Here is a 23,824-nt window from a genome sequence, read left to right on the forward strand (position 1 = left end):
GCAAGCGGAATAGCCTATACGGCTTATCGCCTGTTTATGGATAAGCAGAGGGGCATATTCGAGCGGTTTCACACCATGCCGATTTCACGTTCCGCCTTGCTTTGGGGGCATGTGCTGACTTCTCTTGTATCCAACGCCATATCGGTAATCGTCATCATTCTCGTTGCGTTGGTTATGGGGTTCCGTTCGTCCGCCGGAATACTGCCATGGCTTGCCGTAGCCGGCATACTCGCGTTGTTCACGCTGGCCTTAACTTGGGTCGCGGCAATTGCCGGACTATCTGCCAAAACCGTGGAAGGTGCAAGCGCGTTTTCCTATCCGCTTATCTTCCTGCCGTTTATCAGCTCGGCGTTCGTGCCGACCGATTCGATGCCGAAGGTCGTTCGCGCCTTCGCCGAGAACCAGCCGGTGACCTCGATCGTGAACGCCATCCGTGCGTTATTGTCAGGTCAGCCGGTAGGCAATGAAATATGGACCGCGCTTGCGTGGTGCGTCGGGATTTTGCTCGTATCCTATTTCTTTGCAATGAGGGCGTATAAAAGGCGGGTGTGAGAGGGCGACAGCGTCAGAATAATAGCAACCATAAGGGAGCTGCCTAGGCAGCTCCCTTGCCTTTTTCGCCGTTATGACCGCTAAGGTGAACCGTACCATAAATAGAACGAAATTCGGGGCGTACGGTATGAGACGATGTATTTCACAATATACCGAGACAGATGTTTGCCCAACGAAGCATAGGAATTTATGTCTTGAATGTCGAAGTTATTCCTAATTACTCATTTTCTGTCTTATTTTTGGAGGGCTATCGATGATTGCCGAAACAAAGCTGCACATCCCTTATGAACGGCATACCTTGGTTACACGTACGGATCTGCTTCGGCTGCTTCATGAGGGCATGGACGCGAAGCTGACGCTCTTATTCGCTCCATCCGGTTATGGGAAAACATCGGCGTTAAGTAAATGGGCCAAACAAAGCGGTAAGCCTGTCGCATGGGTGTCACTGGACAAGCAGGACGATGATTGGATTAATTTCTGGAACATAGTGATCGCTTCGATCCAGAATCGTGTTGACGGCTTTGGCTTGACCGTTTGGCCGCTGCTGGTGCAAGGGCACTCTGCATCTTCCGTATCGATGGAGCCGGCAATGACTGCGCTGCTGAACGAGTTGAATCAACTGTCGGGCGAGCTGGCTATCATGTTTGACGATTATCATCTGGTGACGATGCCGGCAATTCAGAAATCGATGAACTACTTGCTCGAATACCTCCCTGCCCATATTCATTTATATATCGCAAGCCGCAACGACCTCCCTTTCCCGACGGCAAGATTGCTTGCGAAAGGTGAGATGCAGCGGATTACGATTGAGCAATTGCGGTTCCGGCCGGAGGAAGTATCCGATTTCTTCCGAGAGACGACTGAATTGAAACTGTCGGCGAAGCAGATCAATATGCTGTACGACCAAACTGAAGGTTGGATTAGCGGCTTACGGCTAGCGGCTATCTCGCTGAAACGGAGCGGCAATATAGCCGAATCGATCAGTCAATTCAGCGGCTATCAGCAGCACATATCCGATTACTTACTGGAGGAAGTCATTCGCGATCTGCCGGAGGCAGTGCGCGATTTTTTGCTGCAAACTTCCGTGTTAAGTCAGATGAATTATGCACTATGCGAGGCGGTTACCGGTATAGCGGGAGGTCAGCAACAGCTGGAACAACTGGAGCGGCTTCAGCTATTCATCATTCCGCTGGACGATCATCGCAACTGGTATCGCTATCACCATCTGCTGTCTGATTTCCTGCAGTCGATGCTCGCTCGAACAGCGCCTGAGCTGTGGGATCAGGCCAACGTGCGTGCCGCGCGGTGGTTTGAAAATAATGGCTTTGACGAAGAAGCGGTGGAGCATTTTTTGACAGGACGGCAATATGATGACGTCGTTCGCCTGATCGAGGGTAATTTGCATGAATTTCTAATTAGTCGCAAAAATGTCGTAGTTGCTCGCTGGGTGACGCAAGTGCCGGAGCAATATGTGTCGAATCGACCGTTCGTTGAGCTTTTTTGTTTGTATGGGATGATCGGGGTTCGGCAGTTCCGCGATATCCCGGATCGAGCCGAACGGCTTCGTATCCGTTTCGAAGCGATGAAGGAACATATAGCCGTTGATATATGGCGTGAGACATTGGGAGAAATCTATTATATTTGCGCTTCTGCTGCCTATATTACCAAAGACCTTGTCGGTACGGCTGAATATTTTATCCTCGGGGATGAGTTTGCAGCGGAGCATAACTTGTTTATGCAAGGCGGCAATAATAGACATTATTACGGGGATGAGTTTGATGACCATCTAAGCTATATTAACGACTGTCAGGGTACAGCGCAATTTTTGATGAGAATGATGGACCATTGGCGGGATCGCGTTAACCATCCGTATGCGACGCCGATGTATGCTTCATATGCCAAGCTATTATATGAGTGGAATCGGTTAGAGGAAGCGGAAGATTGGATGAACCGCATTAAGCGCGCCGACGGACTTGCGCCGGTTCCTCGCAATTTGTATCAACTGGATGTGGCTGCCTCGAGAATTCAGCAAGCGAAAGGCAATTCTCTGGAAGCCGCGACGCTGCTAGAACAACTTAAGCTGAAGATCGATTCGCCCGACTATAATATTTTTATTTGCAAAATCGAAGCGGAACAGGCAAGCCTCATGGTGCGCCAAGGTGATATGGATTCTGCTCGGATGTGGTTGAAGCAATGCGGAATGTCGCATTCGGACGAAGTAACGCTGGACAAAGTATCCGAGCAGCTGGCCTATGTTCGCGTGCTGGCCGCATGCGGACAATTCGAACAGGCGCTATCGCTCGCGGAGCGACTGTACCATCTGTTGACGAAGGAAGACCGCTTGCGGGACCGTATTCGCATCCTAATATTACTAAGCTTGACGTTATATCGCGACGGTCGGATCGAGCCGGCACTCGCGAAGCTGGCTACCGCGCTGCATCTCGCCGAACCTCAAGGGTTCATTCGCAGCTTTGTGGATGAAGGCTCGGCGATGGCGGAGCTGTTGTCTATATATGTTCAGTCGTATGGAGACAAAAATGCGGGATCGACGGATGTGTCAAGTTATGCGCGTCGCGTCCTGCAAGAGTTCCCTGTGTATGACTCGCATCCATTCATTAGGATTCGATGTTTTGGGCGGTTGCGCGTGGAGATAGAGAACGGCGCTGCGGTCAAGTGGCGGACATCCAAAACCGAGGAGTTGATGGCCTTTCTCCTTCACCATTGCGGCGAAGCGGTGAGCAGGGATCGGATCCTCGAAGCTTTGTGGGGAGAGGTAGAGGTAGACCGGGCAGGGGCGCAGTTTAATACAACGACTCACTATTTGCGAAAAGCTTTCAATCAAATCGGAATTGAAGGCATCGTCCAGCACGTAGAAGGCGGTTACCGTATCGATATGAGCCGATTAGACTGCGATCTAGATAATTGGAATCGTTTGCTGGCCGCCGGGACGCAGGTAACTGACATGATGTTGCGTGACTATGCAGGTGAGCTTGTTCAATTATATGGCGAGGGCTATATGGCGGGCACTTCGTACGAATGGGCACAGCCGACGCGAATTCGTCTGGAAAGAGATTTCGTCGCGATGTTGCTTCACCTCCATGAATGTGAGAAGGAGAAGGGGCAATATGATGCCGCTGCGGAACTGTTGCGAAAGGCGCTTATGCACGATCCGCTGAATGAGTACATTCATGAACGGCTGATTCACGTACTGGTTTCGGGAAAAGACCGCATCTCGGCGATCAAGCAATATGAGGCGTTGAGGACGATGCTGCTGACCGAGTTCGGAATGGAGCCGAAGGACACAGCCAGGAGATTGCTGAATATAAATTAACCGTTGTCTTCCAAGAGGAGCATCCTTTAGTCATCTTCAATGACTGAGGGATGCTCTTATTCATTTCTATGGACATAGATTGACAAAATCCTACGCAGAACGCGAGTTGTTTAGACTTTGTTTAGACCAGTCGTGCTACGTTGAAGCCAATTGTTCCTGAATTGATCGAGAGAGGAAAGATATGGATGAAAGATAGGGAGAGGGAACACGCTTTGTATAAACGTATATTAAGTCTATTGCTAACGTTCACGATTCTCGTAACGCTAATTCCGTCTCAGATTTTCGCTGCGGAGACCGATGCTGTCGGCACGCCGTCGACTATTAATTGGAATGACATGTCACCGAATACAAGGGTAGCCGCTGCGAACGGATCCGACACGCAACAATCCGTTTCCAATTCCTTCAAGGATGTTGAACCTACGGACTGGTTCTATAACGCGGCCACGTATGTTCAAATGAATGGAATATTCAGCGGTACAGGTAACGATAGCTTCTCGCCCGATGGGACAATGAATCGTGCCATGTATGTGACTGTACTCGGGCGTATGGCGGGAGTCGATGTAAGCCAATACAACAATGTTGCATTCACAGATGTGAAGCCGAACGGTTGGTACGCGCCTTATGTGCAATGGGCCGTTGAGAAAGGCATAACAAGCGGCACGGGTAACCATAGATTCATGCCGGGCACGGCGATAACAAGAGAACAAATGGCAGCGCTGACTTTGCGGTTTTTCGAGGTCTATAATATCCCTTATCAGACGAACGCCAGCGTAACGACGAAACCGAAAGACCTATCCAACTTTTCTCCATGGGCGGTTGATGCTATCGTCAAGCTCTGGAAGGCCGGCTTGCTTTCGGGAGATGCTAACGGCAATTACAACCCACAATCCAAGGCGAATCGTGCGGTGGCAGCTACGCTCGCCATGCGCAGCAACGAGGTTGTGAAGACAGCTGCCGCTACGGAACCAACCGAACCGGCAGAACCGACACCAACGCCAACTCCAACGCCAACGAATGGAGGATCGAACCCTGGAAGCGGCAGCGGACCGGGCACTGTTAACTATACCATTACGTTCGAGACCAATGGTGGCTCCGCTGTTCATAACCTTACGCTGTCTCAAGGTGCACCGCTGAATAATCTCCCGGCGCCTCTTAAGGTAGGATCTATCTTCCAAGGTTGGTTTACAGATAGAGGCCTTACTCAAGTGTTGAAGAGCGATGCTGTCGCGAGCGGCAATATGACGCTGTATGCCAAGTATATTGAAAGCATCGAAGATGCAGTTCAGAGCATTCCAAGCGTAACCGTACTAGATCAAGCACCTAGCTTCACCGTCGGGGTGAGAGATGCGACAAGCAGCATGACGGCAGCTCAAGTCAAAGCGGGACTGACGTTCGAATCACTGGCCGATCCTGAATTTGCGGGTATTGAAGTAACCGGCGAAGGCGGTCAATTCACTGTTGCTGCCCAAGATGGCCAATTCAAAGAAGGACACACGTACCGCATCACGTTGACGGATACGAATCTTTCCTACACGGGACAAGACGACACGACCACGATCTATATTTTTAGCATCGCTAAGCAAGAGATCGTGAATGTAGCTCTGAATGCCGACATGATCTATCTATCTTTCTCGGACATCTCGAACATGGCACACATTGGCACGCTGGTTGCTTCCGCTTCGATTCCAGTACTCTTCGCGAGCGTTGGCGAAAGCGAGACAGATTTGGAATCCACGATCGATACGAACGGGACGTTCACTTATAGCGGGAGTACGGACATTCAAGTTGGCGACACCGTCACCATCTACGAGGGTGTTCGACCTGATGAGCGTGATACAAGCGATGCCGATAATGGCGATATTGCCTATGTACAGATCACAGAGATCAACGGCAACACATACACCTACACAAGCGCCGATGCCGAGAATGTGTTAGCGAAACCGAATGTACTACCCGTCAGCTCTGCAGCGGATACGGACGGAGACTCGGCTAACCACTCCATCATGGTAGATCAATCAACGACGAATTACAGTGATAGCAAGTATGAGCCATTGGGTCTGAGTGAACTTACGGTTGCAAAGGTCGGCGACTATATCGCTTTCTACAATGGTGACTTCGGTACCGGAACTTCTGCAGGCTACGGACGCATTATATCGATTAGTCAAGATGCAGGAATGCAGGTCATTGCCTATACAGATGCAATGCTGGAGCAGATTACCGGCGCCATGGATTTCTACCAGCAGGAAAGGCTCGAAGGAGATACATTATTATCGGATGCGGATGTCGCGACACTGGAAGGGCAGATCAAGCAAGAAGCGGTATCCAGCGGGTTCGTGACGGAAGCGGCTGATTACTTGTCGGCTGTGGCGCTGCAGACCGACACGTTCAAGCAACGTTACGAAGTGAATGCGTTATCGGCATCAGTCCCAATCGTAAGCGTGCACAATCTGACGGTCGTACCTTCAATAAGCAATAGGCTGCAGCATTTTCCTGGCTATACGGGGGTAAGTGTTTCCCTACAAGTTCAGGCCGATATTGTCATCAATACAGACGATAGAGATCCGAATAATATCGTGATCCATCTGACGAGTACATTCGTGGAAGAGTTACGCTTCGAACTCGGGATTAACGGGGATACGAATATCGAGTGGTATTGGTTCATCCCGATTATCAGGGACTACACCATAACCGCCAACCTGGATGCTTATACGTATACAGGAATCAAGGTAACGGCCGAGATCGGCACGATGCCCAAGTATGAGACGCTGGACTGGGGCTCAGCCCAGAACGTAGTCAACATCGCCAGGGAAATCGAAGCGCTGCTGGACGGCGTAGGCGATTCAGGAGCAATAACCGCGGATACATTGCGGAGCAAGTATCAAGACATCCTGGAGCAAGAGACGGAATGGGTTACGCTATTCAGCAAAGAACTCGTCAAGAGAAGCCAGCGAGTATGCCTAGGCGTCATCGAGATCGAATTCGCAGTGAATCTAGTCATCAGTATGAATCCGAATCTTACGGTGGGCATCGACTTCAATTATAAGAGCGCCAAGCGATATTCTGTCTCTGTACGCGTACTGGGCGGAACAGGCAGCAGCGATACCGTAAGCCTAACAGGTGATGGCGAATATCAGTTCAGGTTCTATGTGTTGGGTACGTTAGGGTTGCGTGCAGGCATACAGGTCGTGTTGAGGGCCGGTGTCTTCAGTGTCGATCTGAACAGCATCGGGTTCGAGGTTGAGGCGGGCCCTTACTTGAAGCTGTGGGGATACTTCTACTACGAGCTGACGAATTCGGCTGCAGGCAGGACATCCAATTCTCTTGGAGCTCTATATATGGAGATGGGGATCTATCTAGATTCCGCATTCGTCGCACAGTTGGGTGACGGTATGCTCTCTGCCATAGTCCCAATCTATGAGAATGAATGGCCGCTATATTCGGTGGGAGCGCAAAACAATGTCTATGACTTTGTGTACCCGCAGGATGATACGCTTGAGTTTAATTTCATAGGTAGGGCAACATCGATCATATTGCCAGACAAGCTGTTCACGATGAATGTCATGGATATGACAACAGGTGAGACGAGCCAGAAGTTATATGATCCATCTCATTTCTCAGTCGAGGTTGATAGTCCCGATTTCAGCTATAATCCTAGCACAAGGACATTAAAAGTGATAAACGGAAACACCTTAGGAAGCACTGGAACCCTGACAATTACATGGAAGAATTCACCTCTAGCGTTCACTTCTGCCCCAGTAAAGCGCGAGTTTGTAACGTATTTTTCAGCATCCTCGTCGAATTGGGGTTTCCAGTTCTACTATAATAACGGGGACTTGCCTCTCGCGATTTCTGCGCCATATAACGCACAAATCACGGTTCCGGCCGATCCTGTACGCCCAGGGTATAGCTTTGTCGGTTGGTATGACAGTTATGAAGGCGGCTCAAGGTATACGATTCCTGACCGAATGCCCGCGGCTTTCAAAACGCTTTATGCGCGCTGGACGCCGAACACGAATACGCCGTATCGAGTGGAACACTACCTGTTCAATCCGAACGTCGGATATACGAGTACTCCGCATGCAGGCGATGTGACACTCGCGGCAACGGATCAATTAACGGGCACAACGGATGCGAATATTGTGATTACCAATACCAGCCAGTTCACGTCTCAGGGATATCGCCTCATCCTCACTAAGAACGGAGCCAATGTCGGTGCAGGGACCATTCACCCGGCTGGCACGACCGTGGTGAAGGTCTATTACTATCCGGCAGATAGACGATTGACCTTCCGATCGGGCTATGGGGATAATGCGGTTGTCAGAACGCTAGATAAGGCAATAGGGTCCGACATCACTTGGACGCCTACCGTGTCCAGACCTGGCTATACGTTCGTGGGGTGGTCGCCATCCGTTCCAAGCACGATGCCGAGCCAAGACACCACATACATCGCGATGTGGAGGGCTAGAGAGGATATCTCGTACAGAGTCGTTCACTTGCTACAGGATATTGCAATCGATAAGTATGGATTCCCATCGATAGGTAGCACATACTCAATCATTGATGAGGAGCCTTATCTAGGTGCAACAGATGCCGCGACGATCACGGCAATTCCTAAGCAGTATGAAGGCTTCACCTATGACAGCAGCGCTCCTGGCACACTTCTGTCGAGTACAATCGGAGGGGACGGTAATACCGTTCTACGACTGTATTACAAGCGCCACACGTATCCCGTAACCTATGACTTGAATGGAGGTGAAGTCTTAGGTAGTACCGAACCTTATACATTAACGCTTCCTTATGGCGCTAGAGTCATGCAACCGTATGTGACCAAAGGAACGGAAGTACTCTCTGGATGGTCTCCTTCCAAGCCGTTAAATATGACGATGCCGGCGCATGCTCTCCAATTCACCGCTCAGTGGAGCGAGAGGACGGCTTCATATACGGTGACCCATTACAGGGCAGATACAACGGGGCAATACACCATAACCGAACAGGAAACGTTAAACGGCCCTGTGAGCGGAACGGTCACAGCAACACCGAAGAGTTATGAAGGCTTCACCTATGACAGCAGCGTGTCGAGTACGGTTGCTTCCGGAACGGTCCCGACGACCGGTACGCTCCAATTGAAGCTATACTACAAGCGTAACCTTTATAAGATGACGTTCAATCCCAATGGCGGAATTGTCAATGGCGGGACGACTGGAAATTATGCGGTAAATATGCGGTATGAGGATTCCTTGTCTGCGATATCAGGGATATCTATTACGAGGGCAGGCTATGTATTCACGGGTTGGTCCCCTGCTCTACCTGCGACAATGCCTGCCGGGGATATCACGACTGTTGCTCAGTGGACGCCTAACTACACGATAACATCGGTAAGTATCGGCAATACGACCCCCGAGGTAGGGGACACCCTGAATGCAGCTGTAACGATGGGTGATGGCAATGCCGCAGACAGTCGTGTGACGTATCAGTGGAAAGTCGAGACGACAGCTGGAAGCGAAACGTACACGCCTGCCACAGGAGCGGGCAATGCATCCGCGAGTTACACGGTTGCTAGCGCGGACATGGGCAAGAAGCTGCAGGTGGTGGTGACGGGGGTAAGCCCGATTACCGGCTCGCGAACCGCAACAACTGACGCGGTGTCCATACCGATCACTAGCGTCACGATCAACAATTCGTCCCCTGCCCTGGGAGACACGCTTACCGCTAATGTAACCATGGGTGATAGCGATGCCGCAGGCAGCCGCGTGACGTATCAATGGCAAGTCGAAACGGCGGCGACTAGCGGAACGTATGCGAATGCCACCGGTGCGGGCAGTACAGACGCGAATTACACGATCGCGTCGGCAGATGTGGGCAAGCAACTGCAAGTTGTCGTGAAGTATATGGGTCGAGCGGGAAGTGCCGTAACGAGCGCACCCACAAGTGCGGTAGTCAAGCCTCTTCCTGCATGGATCTCCAGCGCGACAGCATTGGATCTGGAAGATGCGACGATCACCGTCGTATCCCCAACGGAAGTATCCATCAGCGGTGCTTCGCTGACGGATAATTGGACCATTCCGGAAGGCATGACGCTGAATTTGAGCGATTTCACGCTGAATGGCTTCACATTGACCCTTGCGGACGGCGCGACGCTGAATGTAAGCGACTCTATGGTGGAAGGCTATATCGAAGTCCAATCTGGTGCTACGTTGAATGCTAGCGATACGACATTGGATGGTACCAGCTATTCTTGGAACATCGCAGAAGGCGCCACGCTGAATGTGAGCGGTACATTGACGCTGGCTAATGCGACAGCACAGTTGACAGTTAGTGGTACATTCCATATTTCAAGCTTAGCGACTGTGATCAATAACGGCACAATCACAGAGGAAGTCACTGGCGCCATCACGAACGACGGCACTATCACGAACAACAACAGTATCTCGATCTGGGGCACGATGACGAACAACGGCACGTTCACGATCTCCGACGTCGGCACTATCGCGAACTTCGGTACGATCACGAACAACGGCACGATCACGAACAATGGCATGATCGCGAATGATGGCACGATTTCCGGTCCGATCAACGGTAACGCGCCGATTACACCGTAACGAGATCGTCGGACGACGCGGCGGAGGGGCTGATCCAAAAAGTGAACAAGATTCACTGGTAGAGACGGCTCCACCCGAAACATCAACGCAATAAACTAAAAATGAGGATGGAGCAGAGGTTATTTCTGCGCCATCCTCATTTTGTTGTGGTCTATTGCCGCCTTCTTCAGCAGAATGTGGGTAACCAAGTACGAATGGCACCCCATTCGGGTACCATTTAATATTTGCCGTTAGAGTGGTACGGTGAACCGTATCATAAGTAGGGTGAATTCATAGGGAAGACGGTTTGTCAGAGCCATCAGCCGAAACAACGGCTGTTCGGAGTTTCTTCGACTCCTCAGAGATATAGTCTGATAACTGATCTGCCGGATTGAACACGGAATGACCATGGCATACTTCCAATTGTTTAGGGCGCAGTTTGCCTACGACTAAACTGCTGTTCAGTACTTCCTTCATGTTCGGTGTGAAGAGGGGTTTGCGTAGCTTGCCATGCTTAGACGAGAAAAGATCGCCTGCGAGCATAACCTTGTCTTGTTCGTGGTAGAAGATGACGTGTCCCGGCGAATGACCTGGTGTAAAGTAAGGTTTTAAGCTGCCAATAGCGTGTAATTCTCCGTCATTGTCGTGGGCGAACGTTTTAACCCCTCCATGAATTAAAGTGGCGACCGGCTTTTTACCTTCTCGATAAGAGCATTCGCCTAGCAGATAGGGGATTTCTTTATTGTGGGCGAAGACAGTAACCGGGTGATGATGCAATATGGATTTGAGTGCTCCGACATGATCGGGATGCCCATGGGTCAGCACGATTTGTTTTAACGGGCCGGCGTTTAGCCTGTTGATGAATTTCAGAATTCCTTTGGCCATCGTGGACATTCCTGTATCGACCAGAGTGACCCCATCTTCTTCAACGACCACCCACACGGTAATCGGGATTATCATCCATGTCCGTAAGCTCCAAATGTGTTCTGATATTTGTGTAGTCTTCATTTCATCATCCCTCGCTCGTCATTTCTAATTTAAAGCCGGTGAGAAGAGTATCGAGAGCTTCCTCGAAAGTTGGGCCCAAGCGGTTCATTATGTCCGGAAGGGATTCGTCGGTTAGCAAATAGGTGTTAATGATCCCGTTCAACATGAAGAAATAGATTCGATTGAACTTCAGCAAGCGATCCGGGTTTGGCTGTACTGGAAACACACCTTGGAGGGCCTGCCCAATCGACTTGAATAGGTTGATGCGAATTCGATTGATCTCCAGTACCGGGTCCTCTTCGTCCACGCGCACCCCCTTGACCATAAAAATAACTTGATAAACGGATTTATGCTGCAAGCAGAAACGGAGGAACTCCATGCTGATTGCCCTGAGCTTAGCTTCTGGTGAAAGGCTGGTCTGATTCGTAATAACATTAATATTCCCTTGCGCCTCGAGCAGGGGGGGCATGGACATCGCGTGCAAAAGTTCCTCTTTGTCCTTGAAATAAATGTAGATCGTCGTGTGCGAGCAATTGGCCTCTTTCGCGATTTCTCTCATCGACACGCGATTATAACCTCGATTCGCGAATAACATTCCTGCGGCAGTCAAAATCGCTTGTTTGGTCTCTTCGGAGCGGAGCTTCTGACGAGGTGCCATTCCTGTAACCTCCATAATAAAAGAATAACTAACCATTGGTTATAATATAACCAATGGTTAGTTATTCGGCAACCCTTTTAAGGTAATCAAGGGCAGCGTGGTTTAAAGGGTACTCCAATTGCGAATTTCGCCAATTAACTGTTACGCTGAACCCTACCATAAGTGACGGTAAAGGAAAGGTTTGAAATAACCATCCATAAAAATAGGGCTGTTCATAAATCATAAAGAGTATCATTTTTTGATACATTTAATAAATAGAATCAATCTTGTAAGAAATAAATGCTCAAAGGAGAGAATAAAATGTCTAACTACTCTATCAAAATCTCAGAAAACTATAAATTGACGGGAACGGAACAAACCGTGAAAGTAGAAACGCTCCCTCGGGGAAAAGGGATTGCTTATTGGGTTGCGACGGCGCTGCTTGCCTTTGTGGTGGGGAGCGGAGGAATCGGGGATATCACCTATCAATGGGGGACGCTCGAGACGGAGGAGATATTGGGGTATCCGTCGTACTTTATGACCGTGATCGGGATTTGGAAGGTACTAGGGGCGATCGCCATTCTCGTACCGGGTTTTCCGCGGATTAAAGAATGGGCATACGCCGGTATTTTCTTTGAAATGACTGGCGCTGCCGCATCGCATGCATTCGCGGAGGACTATGGGGCGTATGCGTACCATATACTCACCACCATTGGTTTTGCAGCCCTGACGATCGTCTCGTGGGCATCGCGTCCGAAGAACCGCAAACTTTAACTGACAAGAGGAGAGATGGAAATGTCCTATACTGTTGATTTCAAAAATGTGTCTACGGTTGGTTTACAGTCTTCCCCTGTAGCAGATGCGCTTGCAGGTTTACGTGCGAACGAAGCTCGTTACTTCATGAACAAATACAAGCATGAATTTACGGTTGTACCGGCTAGCGATAGTAAGGAGACTCTGGATTACGTGAATCGCATTCTGAAAGAAGAACGTGGTATTGAGTTTGCAGCCAAGCCGTTGCAAACGGCGCGTCTTCAAGTGGAGAATATAGACTGGACCTTTGTCTTTTATGAGGATGGTCTAGGGGTCAACGTCCTATATACGGTTGATGACCCTAAGAAGCGGGCCGTAGGTTTTAAGCTTTCTCAAGGGATGGAAGTACCAAAGGAGCTAGAGGAGAAGAAGTTTAAGTTTGCTAGACAGAAGTCTAGCCTAGCCGGGACAATTCGAGGCACGTTTTTTGTCATTAAAGGCGAATATTAATGTAATAAGCAAAATCAAAAGGAGCTGCCGCGGCAAGCTCCCTTTCGTCATTTCATCGTTATGATCGTTAAGCTGAACCTTATCATAAGTAACGGCAAGTTTTCTTCGTAAATGCCAATTGCTATCGCAAATATGGAGCGATCTCACGGTGGCAGCAATTGGTGTAGAATTGCTCTTTGTTAAACCTTAGACTGAATGCCGTCAAGTCCCAAAGACGTTACCACGCTGTTCGCTCCGTTATAAAAGGAACTGCCGCTCTCTAGCGCTTCCCGCCAAAGCCGAAGTACCAGTTCTTTGTCGTACTTCATCGATTGGTACCACACATCGGGAGCTTCAGAATCCACTTGGTTAATTGAGCCCCACACTGCCACTTCATAGACGATCGGAATTAGATTCATCCCTTTCTCGGTCAAAGAATAGATGAATTTTCGCTTATCCTGTTCGCTCGGCCTTTTCTCAATGATCCCCTTCCTCTCCAAATGATTGAGCCGATCGGTTAGTACACTAGGGCCGATTCGTTCTTCCGCATCGAGAAACTCGCCGAAGGTCCGCTTTCCAAGTGCTGCCATGTCTCGAATAATAAGCAGTGACCAAGTGTCGCCTATAATTTCCATCGTTAAGTTGATCGGGCAGCTCGATTTATGATCTGATCTTTTCATAATTTGAGAGTACCACGTTTCAGTTTGATTATCAAAGTAAAGTATGTTACGCTTAATTCGCTTTGATAATCATAGTGAAATAGGGAGTGATTAGTGTGTCACCGACGCTCACATCTCGCATTACACCTTGTCTATGGCTGGAGTCGCAGGCGGAAGAGGCGGCAAGATTCTATACGTCGATATTTATGAATTCCAAGATCAGCAGAATCGTTCGTTACGGAAAGGAACGGCATCCCGCTGATGGGATAGAAGAAGGAATGGCCATGACCGTGACCTTCGAATTGGAGGGACAGGAATTTGTTGCTCTAAACGGCGGACCGCAGTTCAAGTTCAATGAAGCCGTATCTATGATCGTGAACTGTGATTCTCAGGAGGAGATTGATTATTATTGGGCGAAGCTCTCGGAAGGAGGAGACGAGCGAGCACAAGTGTGCGGGTGGCTCAAGGATCAATATGGTCTCTCTTGGCAAATCGTTCCTGTACAGCTCTCTGATATGCTGGGTGATCCTGACACCAGTAAGTCTGAAAGAGTCACAAGAGCCATGCTGCAGATGAAGAAGCTTGATCTCCCGAAGCTGCAACAAGCATACGAGGGTAATGAGACATATGATCTCTCCGTATCTCGAGTTCTTGAAGCACCTGTTCAGAAAGTGTGGAATGCTTTGACGAACTCGGAGCTGGTCCGCCAGTGGTGGGGCCCAACGGGATTTACGTGTCCTGTCGCGGAGATGGACGTTAGGGTAGGCGGGAATTCTCTCGTCTGTATGCAGGCGCCCGAGTCATTCGGAGGCCATAAAATGTACAACACTTGGACTTATACGAATATCATGCCCTTGGATAAGATGGAGTACATATTGCGATTCACGGATCAACAAGGGACCCCTCTTGTTCCCCAACAAATCGGTCTGCCTGCCGGCATCCCGATGGAAGTTCCGCATGTCGTCATCCTGAAGAGACTGGAAGGTGACCGGACAGAGTTGATTATTGAAGAATACGGCTATACAACGGAGCAAGCCAGGGACATGTCCAAGCTAGGGCTTGAGCCATGTCTGGATAAGATGGCTGCAATTTTCCGTGTAGCTGAACTAGGATGATGAACTAGCTCCTGGAGCCTTCCTCCATTCCACATAGATAATAAAGCGAGATCAAGAAAGGGTCATCCGCAAAGGATGGCCCTTAAGCTTGCCGTTACAGACAGTACGGGGCCTCCACCTTTATGCGAGTTTGGTTGCAAATTCAATATAATCCTTAAACAAGACAAATCATGGCTTGTTATCTGATAATATTGAAGACAAAGGGAGGAGACGCGGGATCGATCGCTAGGTATTGTCCGGCCTATTGCTTCATGCGGCAAGGCTATCGTCTGTTCCGGGCGGATCGCATTCAATCGGCTCGTCGGGAAGACAAAAATATCAATTGTATTATATTACTTTTTCGGTTGGTGACTATTATGATGATAGAAACAAGAGATACATATATATCTAACTCACACCAAAAATGTTTGGATCATAAATTGGATCCCAATGATCTGCCAGTTCCTAAAGAAAAATTGCCGAAAAGTGTGTTGGAGCAAAGGAAAAGTAAACTTGATGTTACCATATCCGTAGCAAGACAATTTATGACGAGGTTAATATCCGATTTAGACGGGACGGCTGTTGTGATCAGTATCACTGATCATGAAGGGTACATTTTAGAAATGTACGGTGATGAAATGATTAAGTGGCAAATTGAATCATTAGGTTTATCCACCGGAATCAGATTAGAGGAAGAGAAAGTTGGAACGAATAGTATTGAAATGGCATTAAGAATGGGACAATCCGCAAAGCTCATTGGATCAGACCATTTTTTCCGTTGTTTACATGAAACTGCTTGTTTCTCTGTACCATTTCGTTCTTCGGGTAAAATAAGCGGAACGATTTCGATGATGATGGCCGCTCATCATGTAAGCCCATACCATTTAGGATTGCTCCAGTCTGCTGTAGATTCTATAGAACGAGAGGTAATTGCAAAGAAGCAGAATAAGAAATTATCAGTTTTGAATCAAGTGCTAATGGAAAACAGTCGAACCGGGGTCATTTTGACCGATGAGAATGGAAAAATAGTCGAAATAAATCCTTATGCCGAGAAAGTTTTATCTAGTAAAAAAGGTGAAATACGCAATCGTCCAATTACGGAAGCAGCAGTTATCGGAGAATACATGGGAAGGGTTTTGGGAGGTAGTAAAAAGTATGAAGATATAGAGATATCTATATCAAATAAAACTTTTTTATTTGACTCATTTCCAATCTATGATGAATCCAACCAAATCATCGGTGTATTCGGCCAGTTTAGAGATATTACAGAAAGACTAGTTTTAGAAAGACAACTCATGCTAAGCGAGAAATTGTCGGCTATAGGTAAAATTAGTGCCGGGCTTGCTCATGAGATTAGAAATCCGCTTACGTCAATCATAGGATTATTAGCGCTCCTTAAAGAAAATTTTAAAACGGCCGACCATAAGCAAAAAGACTATTTTAGAATCATCTTCAATGAGTTAGAAAGAATAAAAAATCTTGTACAGCAATTTGTGATGATGGCTAAGCCTGATCAAAAAGAAATCATAAAAACTAGAGTAGGCCTGCATGCGCTTATTGAAGATATTTTGGCGTTAATGGAAAGTGACTTTCATAGTAAAAACATAAAAGTACATTATCAACCTTTTTATAAAGATAAGATTTACATAGATAAGGATAAAATAAAACAGGTCATTCTAAATATTCTACAAAATTCCTTTGATGCAATCGACTTAGATGGGAACATATCAGTTGTTATCCAGCAGAGCCGACTGGATAATGGGATTGAAATTATCATTAGAGATGATGGATTTGGAATGGATAAAGATACTTTAGAAAAGCTATCTACTCCTTTTCATTCAACGAAAAAATACGGATTAGGTCTAGGATTATCGATGAGCTATAGCATTATTGAATTGCATAAAGGAAGAATAAAAGTAGAAAGCGAGAATGGAAAAGGGACAACCTTTATAATATGGTTGCCACAAACTTGAAAATTCAATAAAAGGATATTTCAGGAAAAATTTTATTATCTTCGGAGCAAGTAATGAATTGGGCGAGGCAAGAGGAAGTTTGGAACGATAGCTGAACAAAAGAAAAAGAAATCAATGTAAGGGTCATCCCGCAAAGGATGGCCCTAAAAGCGTCTCCGCTTATTTTTCACCGTTAAGCTGAACCCTTGTATAACATCAAGAAACCGCGGTCAAGGCGGTGGGGTCTCACTAGATGCTGAGTTCCCTGTTTTTGTTCTTTCCGCCAACTTAGTGATCGACTCCATGTCTTGATCGGTTAATTGATCAAGGAAATATTTGCGTATTGCCTTAGCCGCGATAGGATGGGCTTCATCCAATGCGGATTTCCCAGCAGAAGTGATGATGACCTGAACACCGCGATCTGTGTCTAATGGTTTTCTCGTTACAAGCCCGCGTTTCTCCATCCGCGTCAAATGATGTGACAATCGGCTCTTATCCCAGTCCATCGAGTCAGCTAACTCCTGTTGACGAAGGCTGCCGTTCCCAAAAAGGACTAACCGATCCAATACTGCATAATCACCTTCGGATAGTCCTGTGTGCTCGGACATCTCTTTAACTACGCGACCGAAGATGCTCTGAAAGGAGCCTTTCCACAAGTGCCATATACGCATTTCCTCTTCGTTTAACTCGTTCTTGTCCATAGGAACATAATAGCATGGTTGACGTGTCAACCACAATATGTTACAGTTATTTTAAGTTGACATGTCAACCAAGATATATAGCAAATGCCGTACATCGATGCAAAAAGGAGAGTATCACTATGCATGACAAACCAGTCGCCTTGGTCACCGGGGCCAACAAAGGAATCGGTCTTCAAATCGCGAAGGATCTCGCGGCTAATGGCCTTACCGTACTAGTCGGGTCACGCAACCTCGAGCAAGGGGAGACGGCTGCGAAGAGCATCGGAGCGAACGCCCGAGCCCTCCAGCTTGACGTTACGAATCAGGTCTCCATCGAAGCCGCGGCAGAACTCATCCGGAACGAGCTTGGCCGTCTCGACGTGCTCGTAAACAACGCGGGCATCTCGCATGCCGGAAAGACGGGCAGACCACTCGAGGAGATCGCGAATTCTGGCCGCCCGAGCGTTGCATCTCTCGACGAAGTGCGTGCTGTGTTCGAGACGAACGTGTTCGGCGTTATCGCCGTCACGCAAGCAATGCTGCCGCTCCTTCGTGAAGCGCCGGCGGGACGCATCGTCAACTTATCGAGCTCTTCCGGATCGCTGACGATCAACTCGGACCCGAACTTTCCGCATCGGTCGGTTTTCGGCGCCGTTTACAGCCCGTCGAAGACCGCCCTTAACGCGATCACGCTTGCCTTAGCCATCGAGCTCGAGTCGACAGGCATCAAGGTTAACGCTGCGTGCCCGGGTTTCACAGGTACGGACCTCAACAACTTCGCGGGGACTCGAACCGTCCAACAGGCTGCACGCGAGCCTGTGCGCCTCGCGCTCCTTGACAATAACGGCCCGACGGGCACGTTCTCGGACGAAGATGGGCCGCTCCCGTGGTGATGAATCTGGAGCGCGTGATCGAAAGGAATTGTCGGCAGGAAGCTGAGGAGCGAATGCTTGCCGGACACTCTGAGGTCATGTAAGATACACAACAGCTCATCTGTCGGGTGCTCCAACAGAGCAGTAGCGGATGAGTAATTCCCATATTCAGAACGAAAAAGCCTTCAAAACCACCACCATAGTGGGTCTGAAGGCTTTTTTGCCGTTTCAAGCAGCGCGGTGAACCGTATCATAAATAAGGGCAAGTTTTTACTGGAAGGTGCTTAAGCGGATTAGGCTTTCTAAGTGTGACTCCGCAGATAGCAGGAGATTGCGGCCATATTCACGATCATGCTCATCCGGTTGCTTGCTCCCAATAAGCGCCTAAATTAACCGTTACAACCTCGACAACCTCTTCCACCATCGATTCCAGCGTGCGGGCCTGAACCTCCCTGCTCCACTGCAGGGCCGACCCGAATATGCCCCAACTGACCACAAGAGCCGTAGCTTCCAGCTTTTCTGGCGGGCCGCTCTGTTTAGGCCCCGATTTTAGCCATTGGAGTAGGAGACGATACAATTCCTTTTGCATGGCGTTCTCCAGCAACGGCTCAAATTGCTTGTCTCCCGGCGTGAGGTACTGTCGAAATCGTACTAGAAAATGAAAGACGGTCTGAACAAGGACATACAGATTGTCCGGACTGAAGGCAGCATCATCCGGCAGTTTATTTCTAAGAATAAGTTGATACTTCTCCGTCATCCAATAAGCGAGAAAAGCGAATTTGTCTTCAAAATGGGCATAGAAGGTTGCGCGGTTAACGGCCGCTCGATTCGTTATGTCGTGAACGGAAATGGAATAGATGTTTCTCTTTTCGCCGAGCAGATCGTTAAAGGCTTGAATAAACAATTGTCGGGTTCTCTTTACACGGGGATCGCTTGGATTTACCGGCATGCTACACCACGCTTTCTTCGGATCTCAAAAACCAACAAAACGGCGATTGTGTCGGGAACGCAACGAAACCGGCCTTTTGCTGATTGTTGACCGGGCTCCAACCCCTTATCTTTTACTTATGCGATATATGGTTACACAAATCCGTATAGTTAGCAAACTTATTACAGAGAAGAAAGGGTGAGAGTAACATGATTATCGTTACTGGAGCGAATGGGAATTTAGGCAGGGGCGTGGTCGAGCAGTTGCTTAAGCGCATCCCGGCTGAGCAGATTGGTGTCAGTGTTCGGGATGTGGGCCAGGCGCAGGATCTAGAGGAGCGCGGCGTACGTGTTCGTCATGGCGATTTCGCTGAGGCGGAGAGCTTGCTGAATGCTTTTGAAGGCGCGTCGCAGGTTCTCCTGGTTTCAACCGGTATTTTGGGAGATGCGGGGATCAGTCAGCACCAAACCGCGATTGACACAGCAAAGAAATCCGGTGCCGGACGGGTTCTTTACACGAGTCACATGGGCTCTTCTTCGACGTCGTATTTTCCGCCTATGGTTCACCATGCAGCGACAGAAGATTTGCTTGAACAGTCGGGTATGCGCCACACGTCTCTTCGCAACGGTTTTTACGCCTCCTCGTTGGTTAGATTAATAGGCGATGCCGTCACAACAGGCGAGTTGATTGTTCCCGAGGACGGTCCGATTGCCTGGACAACGCACTCGGATTTGGCCCAAGCTACTGAAGTGATCTTAACCGGGAAGAACTGGGATGGTCCATCTCCGAATCTAACGGCCTCTGAAGCGATTGACATGGAGGGGGTTGCGGCGATGGTATCGGATATCGTCGGCCGGCCTATCTATCGAAAGGTCTTAACGGACGAAGCGTATCGGGCATATCTGACTGCCCAAGGTTTTCCGGAAGCGCGCATTGCAATCACCTTGGGTTTATTCCTTGCCAGCCGTAACGGGGACTTCGCGCAAACGAGTGACGCTTTAGCTGACCTGATCGGGCGACCTCCGGTGACGCTAAGAGACTTTCTAAAAGAGTCTTTACCTCTATAGACGCGCTGTGAATGCTGTTTCCGGTTTATTCGTGTAATGAAAGGGCCATCCCGCATAGGATGGCCCTTTAACTTGCCGTTACAGACAGCGCGGAGAACCTTATCATAAGTAACGGCAAGTACAAAAATCGCCAATAATATGATCATTGTAGTTGTTTGTAAACAGTGTTAGTCTAACAACGGCAAACTTATAATCTATGCTCTTCAATACATTCGAAAATAGTCACCATTTTAGCTATCAAGAAAGGTAACACTATGATAAAAGTCGATAACTTATCCTTCTCGTTTCCGCAAAAAGAACTCTATACCAACATTTCGTTTACGCTTGAAAAAGGTCAACATTGCGCTTTTATCGGAACAAACGGCAGTGGGAAAAGTACGCTGATCGAGATCCTGACGGATCCGGAAAGATATTTGTTTGATGGCAAGTTAGAGATCGACCCGGATTGCAGAATCGGGCATGTGAGTCAGTTCTCGCAAGTGGACAAAACCAAAGAAATGACCGTTTTCGAATATATCGGAGAAGAATTTATTAAGATACAAGATGAAATCACATCGATTTATGCTGAAATGGCAACCACGTCGGATATGGATTCGCTGCTGGAAAAGTATCAATCGGCTTTGGATGCCTTCGAGTCGATGGACGGGGATAATTTTGAAAACACCATTAATAAGCAACTGAACCTGGCAAACCTCATGAAGATAAAAGATCTTAACGTATCCGACCTGAGCGGCGGGGAATTCAAACTCATTCAAGTAATGAAGGAAATGCTTAGCCGTCCGGACTTGCTGATTATGGACGAACCCGATGTATTTTTGGACTTTGATAACCTAAATGCACTTAAAAAATTGATCAATTCCCACAAAGGCATGCTGCTGGTTGTTACGCACAACAGATATCTGTTGAATCATTGTTTCAACAAAATCTTACACCTTGAGAACACCGAGATCCAAGAGTTTGATGGGCGATACATCGATTATAATTTTTCATTACTTCAGACAAAAATCGAGTTACAAGAACTCGCGATCGCTGATGATGAAGAAATCGAGAGAAACGAGAACATCGTCAATAATCTTAGGGCTATGGCAACTATTTATTCGGATGCATCTAGAGGAAGAGCGTTAAAAGCTAGAGTTAGTTTTCAAGAAAGATTGGAAGCGCGTAGAATTAAAGCGCCATTCGTTAATATTAAGCAGCCGAATATCCGTTTCGGTATTGCTAATGAAATTCAAGACAGCACGGTTATAAATGTCAGTAATTATGGTGTTGCCTTTGATGAGTTGCTTCTGGAAAATGTTAACTTTGAGATAAAATCTACGGATAAGGTAGCCATTATCGGTTCGAACGGTACCGGGAAAACAACCTTCCTCCGAGATATCTACAAAAATAATCTTGATTCAATTGAATTTAATGCCGATGTTAAAGTGGCTTATTTATCTCAGATTCAAAGTGAAATGCTCAAGGATTCCAATACGATAATGGAAGAATTCATCGATGCTGGGTTTAAAACCTATGACGAGATCAGATCGTATCTTTTAAACTATGGCTTTGAAGGGGAAATCCTTAATCAAAAGATTGAATCTTTATCCGGCGGAGAAAAAAACATCCTTCAACTGGCTAAAGTTTCTGCAAGTAAAGCAAACGTATTGCTTCTTGATGAACCGACAAGCCATTTAGACACCTATACGCAAATAGCGTTGGAGAAAGCCATTGAAGACTATAAAGGCGCGATTCTCATGATTTCGCATGATTTCTATTCTGTTGTGAATGGTATGGATTATGTTTTGATCATTGAAGATAAGACGATTAGAAAAATGAGCATACGAAAATTTAGACAGATGATTTACGAAAGTCATTTTGATAGAGATTATTTAGCAACGGAGCAAAATAAAAAAGCAGTTGAAATGAAAATAGAATTGGCTTTAAAAGAGAAAAATTTCGAACTTGCAAAAGGATTGGTCGATGAGCTGGAAGAGCTGATTAAGTTGCTCTAAGAATGAGTTAGCCCGAGTTCGACGATGAAGCATACGAGCAAACACGTTAAAAGCCATCCAACGGGATGGCTTTTAACTAATCATTCGGAATGATTATTCCAATCCTAATAGTTAAATCAAGTTTTTCGTTGACTGATAAATCTTTTCGGTATATACGTCGATTTCGTCTCGCGACATACGCAAGCGGGCTACGGAAGTACCATACCCGATTTCTTTGCTGTCCCCGGCCAATTCGTTGAAGACGGCATCCGCGAAGGCATCCAACGGTTCTCCTTGATGATGCAATCCTGTCCCGCCTAAATCCGTGGCCACCGCTGGAGGAGCGACTTCAACGACCTCGACAGACGTTTCGGATAGCTGGTGTCTTATGCTTACGGTGAAAGAATGAAGCGCCGCCTTGGTCGCCGAATACATTGGGGCAATCGCAAACGGCGTAAAAGCCAGTCCGGATGTGACGTTAATGATTGCCGCCGATTCCTTGGACGCGAAATAAGGAGCGAAAAGCATGGTCAAGTGAAAAGGGGCTTCAAGATTGGTCGCGATTTCTTTGTTGAAATAACCCCAATCGTCTCTGGCATCCGACTGAAGCACATTAAAACGCTGCTGAATGCCAGCGTTATTGACCAGCACATTCACTTCCGGATAGTTCGCCATGACCCAGTCCACCAGTGCTAGACGATCTGAGGCCTCTTCCAAATTACATACGCGTGCGATAAGACCGGGAACCTTGTCTCTCGCATCCTGAAGAACACTTTCACGCCGGCCGCATACAATCACTGTATTGCCGTTATTAATAAATCGTTCTGCGAGAGCTAGTCCTATTCCAGTGCCTCCACCTGTAATCAATAGGGTATTTCCGGAAAGCTTCATGGTCGTTCCTCCTCAATCTGCTTGATATAGCGTTCGATTTTCTCATCGATTGTCGGTAAATAGTCGTTCAACAACGCAATCTCATCTAGCATCCGTTGTTTGTGTTCCCTCATCATGTCAAGCCGACGTTCAAGGGTGGGAGCTCCTTCTACAATCATTTCCATATACTTCCTAATGCTATTTATGGGCATATGCGTGTTTTTAAAGCAAACGACGGCTTGAAGAAGAGCCATTTGACGTTCAGAAAATAAGCGTCTACCTGCATCATCACGTTCGATGAGCGGCAGCAGTCCTTTCTTATCGTAATAACGTAATGCTGATTCGGGAATATTGAATAGGGCTGACACTTCGCCGATGGAATTATACTTCACTTGGAGGCCT

General features: G+C 47.8%; 17 protein-coding genes. 10 read left to right on the forward strand and 7 right to left on the reverse strand.

Features of this window, described 5'->3' with window-relative positions; all coding sequences use genetic code 11:
* From DFP95_RS20410 to DFP95_RS20420, 3 genes are all read left to right on the forward strand, one after another.
* Positions 1-552, forward strand: a 552-nt coding sequence (locus DFP95_RS20410) for an ABC transporter permease (RefSeq protein ID WP_147304196.1), incomplete at its 5' end; no start/stop codon positions are given.
* A gap of 253 nt (positions 553-805) precedes the next feature.
* Positions 806-3,883, forward strand: coding sequence for an AfsR/SARP family transcriptional regulator (locus DFP95_RS20415; RefSeq protein ID WP_115994545.1), 3,078 nt, complete (start codon positions 806-808; stop codon positions 3,881-3,883).
* Positions 3,884-4,095: 212 nt separating this feature from the next.
* The gene (locus tag DFP95_RS20420; RefSeq protein WP_181907541.1) at positions 4,096-10,482 is read left to right on the forward strand and encodes an InlB B-repeat-containing protein; all 6,387 of its coding nucleotides are present in this window, start codon (positions 4,096-4,098) and stop codon (positions 10,480-10,482) included.
* A gap of 270 nt (positions 10,483-10,752) precedes the next feature.
* On the opposite strand, the gene DFP95_RS20425 is transcribed toward DFP95_RS20420, so the two are convergent.
* Both DFP95_RS20425 and DFP95_RS20430 read right to left on the reverse strand, forming a co-directional pair.
* A complete protein-coding gene (locus DFP95_RS20425; RefSeq protein ID WP_115994547.1) occupies positions 10,753-11,469 on the reverse strand; it encodes an MBL fold metallo-hydrolase in 717 nt (238 codons plus the stop codon).
* Between the two features lie 4 nt (positions 11,470-11,473).
* Positions 11,474-12,106: a TetR/AcrR family transcriptional regulator gene (locus DFP95_RS20430; RefSeq protein WP_115994548.1), complete on the reverse strand. Its 633-nt coding sequence runs from the start codon at positions 12,104-12,106 to the stop codon at positions 11,474-11,476.
* Positions 12,107-12,406: 300 nt separating this feature from the next.
* Between DFP95_RS20430 and DFP95_RS20435 the strand changes: the two genes are divergently transcribed.
* Positions 12,407-12,859 carry a DoxX family protein gene (locus tag DFP95_RS20435; protein WP_115994549.1) on the forward strand — a complete coding sequence of 151 codons (453 nt, stop codon included), beginning with the start codon at positions 12,407-12,409 and terminating at the stop codon, positions 12,857-12,859.
* A 21-nt stretch (positions 12,860-12,880) separates the two neighbouring features.
* Positions 12,881-13,348, forward strand: a complete 468-nt coding sequence (locus DFP95_RS20440) for a phage tail protein (protein WP_115994550.1) — start codon at positions 12,881-12,883, stop codon at positions 13,346-13,348.
* Between the two features lie 179 nt (positions 13,349-13,527).
* Here the strand turns inward: DFP95_RS20440 and DFP95_RS20445 are convergent, their stop codons facing one another.
* Complete coding sequence (locus DFP95_RS20445) at positions 13,528-14,007, reverse strand: winged helix-turn-helix transcriptional regulator (protein WP_115994551.1); 480 nt, start codon at positions 14,005-14,007, stop codon at positions 13,528-13,530.
* A gap of 95 nt (positions 14,008-14,102) precedes the next feature.
* Here DFP95_RS20445 and DFP95_RS29725 point away from each other — a divergent pair, with 95 nt between their 5' ends.
* Together DFP95_RS29725 and DFP95_RS20455 are read left to right on the forward strand one after the other, a co-directional pair.
* Positions 14,103-15,101 (forward strand): VOC family protein, encoded by a 999-nt coding sequence (locus DFP95_RS29725; RefSeq protein ID WP_181907542.1) that lies wholly within the window; start codon positions 14,103-14,105, stop codon positions 15,099-15,101.
* A gap of 356 nt (positions 15,102-15,457) precedes the next feature.
* Positions 15,458-17,053, forward strand: a complete 1,596-nt coding sequence (locus DFP95_RS20455; protein ID WP_245987787.1) for an ATP-binding protein — start codon at positions 15,458-15,460, stop codon at positions 17,051-17,053.
* Between the two features lie 209 nt (positions 17,054-17,262).
* Here DFP95_RS20455 and DFP95_RS20460 read toward each other — a convergent pair whose 3' ends face one another.
* Positions 17,263-17,733 carry a MarR family winged helix-turn-helix transcriptional regulator gene (locus DFP95_RS20460; RefSeq protein ID WP_115994552.1) on the reverse strand — a complete coding sequence of 157 codons (471 nt, stop codon included), beginning with the start codon at positions 17,731-17,733 and terminating at the stop codon, positions 17,263-17,265.
* 119 nt (positions 17,734-17,852) lie between these two features.
* Here DFP95_RS20460 and DFP95_RS20465 point away from each other — a divergent pair, with 119 nt between their 5' ends.
* On the forward strand, positions 17,853-18,605 hold the full coding sequence (locus DFP95_RS20465; protein ID WP_115994553.1) for an SDR family oxidoreductase: 753 nt from the start codon (positions 17,853-17,855) through the stop codon (positions 18,603-18,605).
* Positions 18,606-18,939: 334 nt separating this feature from the next.
* Here DFP95_RS20465 and DFP95_RS20470 read toward each other — a convergent pair whose 3' ends face one another.
* Positions 18,940-19,488: a TetR/AcrR family transcriptional regulator gene (locus DFP95_RS20470; RefSeq protein ID WP_245987791.1), complete on the reverse strand. Its 549-nt coding sequence runs from the start codon at positions 19,486-19,488 to the stop codon at positions 18,940-18,942.
* 233 nt (positions 19,489-19,721) lie between these two features.
* Here DFP95_RS20470 and DFP95_RS20475 point away from each other — a divergent pair, with 233 nt between their 5' ends.
* Together DFP95_RS20475 and DFP95_RS20480 are read left to right on the forward strand one after the other, a co-directional pair.
* On the forward strand, positions 19,722-20,579 hold the full coding sequence (locus DFP95_RS20475; RefSeq protein WP_115994555.1) for an SDR family oxidoreductase: 858 nt from the start codon (positions 19,722-19,724) through the stop codon (positions 20,577-20,579).
* Positions 20,580-20,833: 254 nt separating this feature from the next.
* On the forward strand, positions 20,834-22,573 hold the full coding sequence (locus DFP95_RS20480) for an ABC-F family ATP-binding cassette domain-containing protein (protein WP_115994556.1): 1,740 nt from the start codon (positions 20,834-20,836) through the stop codon (positions 22,571-22,573).
* A gap of 111 nt (positions 22,574-22,684) precedes the next feature.
* Here the strand turns inward: DFP95_RS20480 and DFP95_RS20485 are convergent, their stop codons facing one another.
* A complete protein-coding gene (locus DFP95_RS20485) occupies positions 22,685-23,443 on the reverse strand; it encodes an SDR family oxidoreductase (RefSeq protein WP_115994557.1) in 759 nt (252 codons plus the stop codon).
* Complete coding sequence (locus DFP95_RS20490) at positions 23,440-23,814, reverse strand: MerR family transcriptional regulator (RefSeq protein WP_115994558.1); 375 nt, start codon at positions 23,812-23,814, stop codon at positions 23,440-23,442. The genes DFP95_RS20485 and DFP95_RS20490 overlap by 4 nt, the downstream gene beginning before the upstream one ends.
* Between the last annotated feature and the right edge of the window lie 10 nt (positions 23,815-23,824).

Source organism: Cohnella lupini (assembly GCF_003386205.1).
GTDB classification, from domain to species: domain Bacteria; phylum Bacillota; class Bacilli; order Paenibacillales; family Paenibacillaceae; genus Cohnella; species Cohnella lupini.

What these genes read in the sequence shown, in the direction of transcription:
- DFP95_RS20435 (WP_115994549.1), top strand. Translation starts at nt 12,407, where the DNA reads ATGTCTAACTACTCTATCAAAATCTCAGAAAACTATAAATTGACGGGA.
- DFP95_RS20425 (WP_115994547.1), bottom strand. Translation starts at nt 11,469, where the DNA reads ATGAAGACTACACAAATATCAGAACACATTTGGAGCTTACGGACATGG.
- DFP95_RS20455 (WP_245987787.1), top strand. Translation starts at nt 15,458, where the DNA reads ATGATGATAGAAACAAGAGATACATATATATCTAACTCACACCAAAAA.
- DFP95_RS20480 (WP_115994556.1), top strand. Translation starts at nt 20,834, where the DNA reads ATGATAAAAGTCGATAACTTATCCTTCTCGTTTCCGCAAAAAGAACTC.
- DFP95_RS20415 (WP_115994545.1), top strand. Translation starts at nt 806, where the DNA reads ATGATTGCCGAAACAAAGCTGCACATCCCTTATGAACGGCATACCTTG.
- DFP95_RS20440 (WP_115994550.1), top strand. Translation starts at nt 12,881, where the DNA reads ATGTCCTATACTGTTGATTTCAAAAATGTGTCTACGGTTGGTTTACAG.
- DFP95_RS20460 (WP_115994552.1), bottom strand. Translation starts at nt 17,733, where the DNA reads ATGGACAAGAACGAGTTAAACGAAGAGGAAATGCGTATATGGCACTTG.
- DFP95_RS20465 (WP_115994553.1), top strand. Translation starts at nt 17,853, where the DNA reads ATGCATGACAAACCAGTCGCCTTGGTCACCGGGGCCAACAAAGGAATC.
- DFP95_RS20430 (WP_115994548.1), bottom strand. Translation starts at nt 12,106, where the DNA reads ATGGCACCTCGTCAGAAGCTCCGCTCCGAAGAGACCAAACAAGCGATT.
- DFP95_RS20475 (WP_115994555.1), top strand. Translation starts at nt 19,722, where the DNA reads ATGATTATCGTTACTGGAGCGAATGGGAATTTAGGCAGGGGCGTGGTC.
- DFP95_RS20445 (WP_115994551.1), bottom strand. Translation starts at nt 14,007, where the DNA reads ATGAAAAGATCAGATCATAAATCGAGCTGCCCGATCAACTTAACGATG.
- DFP95_RS20485 (WP_115994557.1), bottom strand. Translation starts at nt 23,443, where the DNA reads ATGAAGCTTTCCGGAAATACCCTATTGATTACAGGTGGAGGCACTGGA.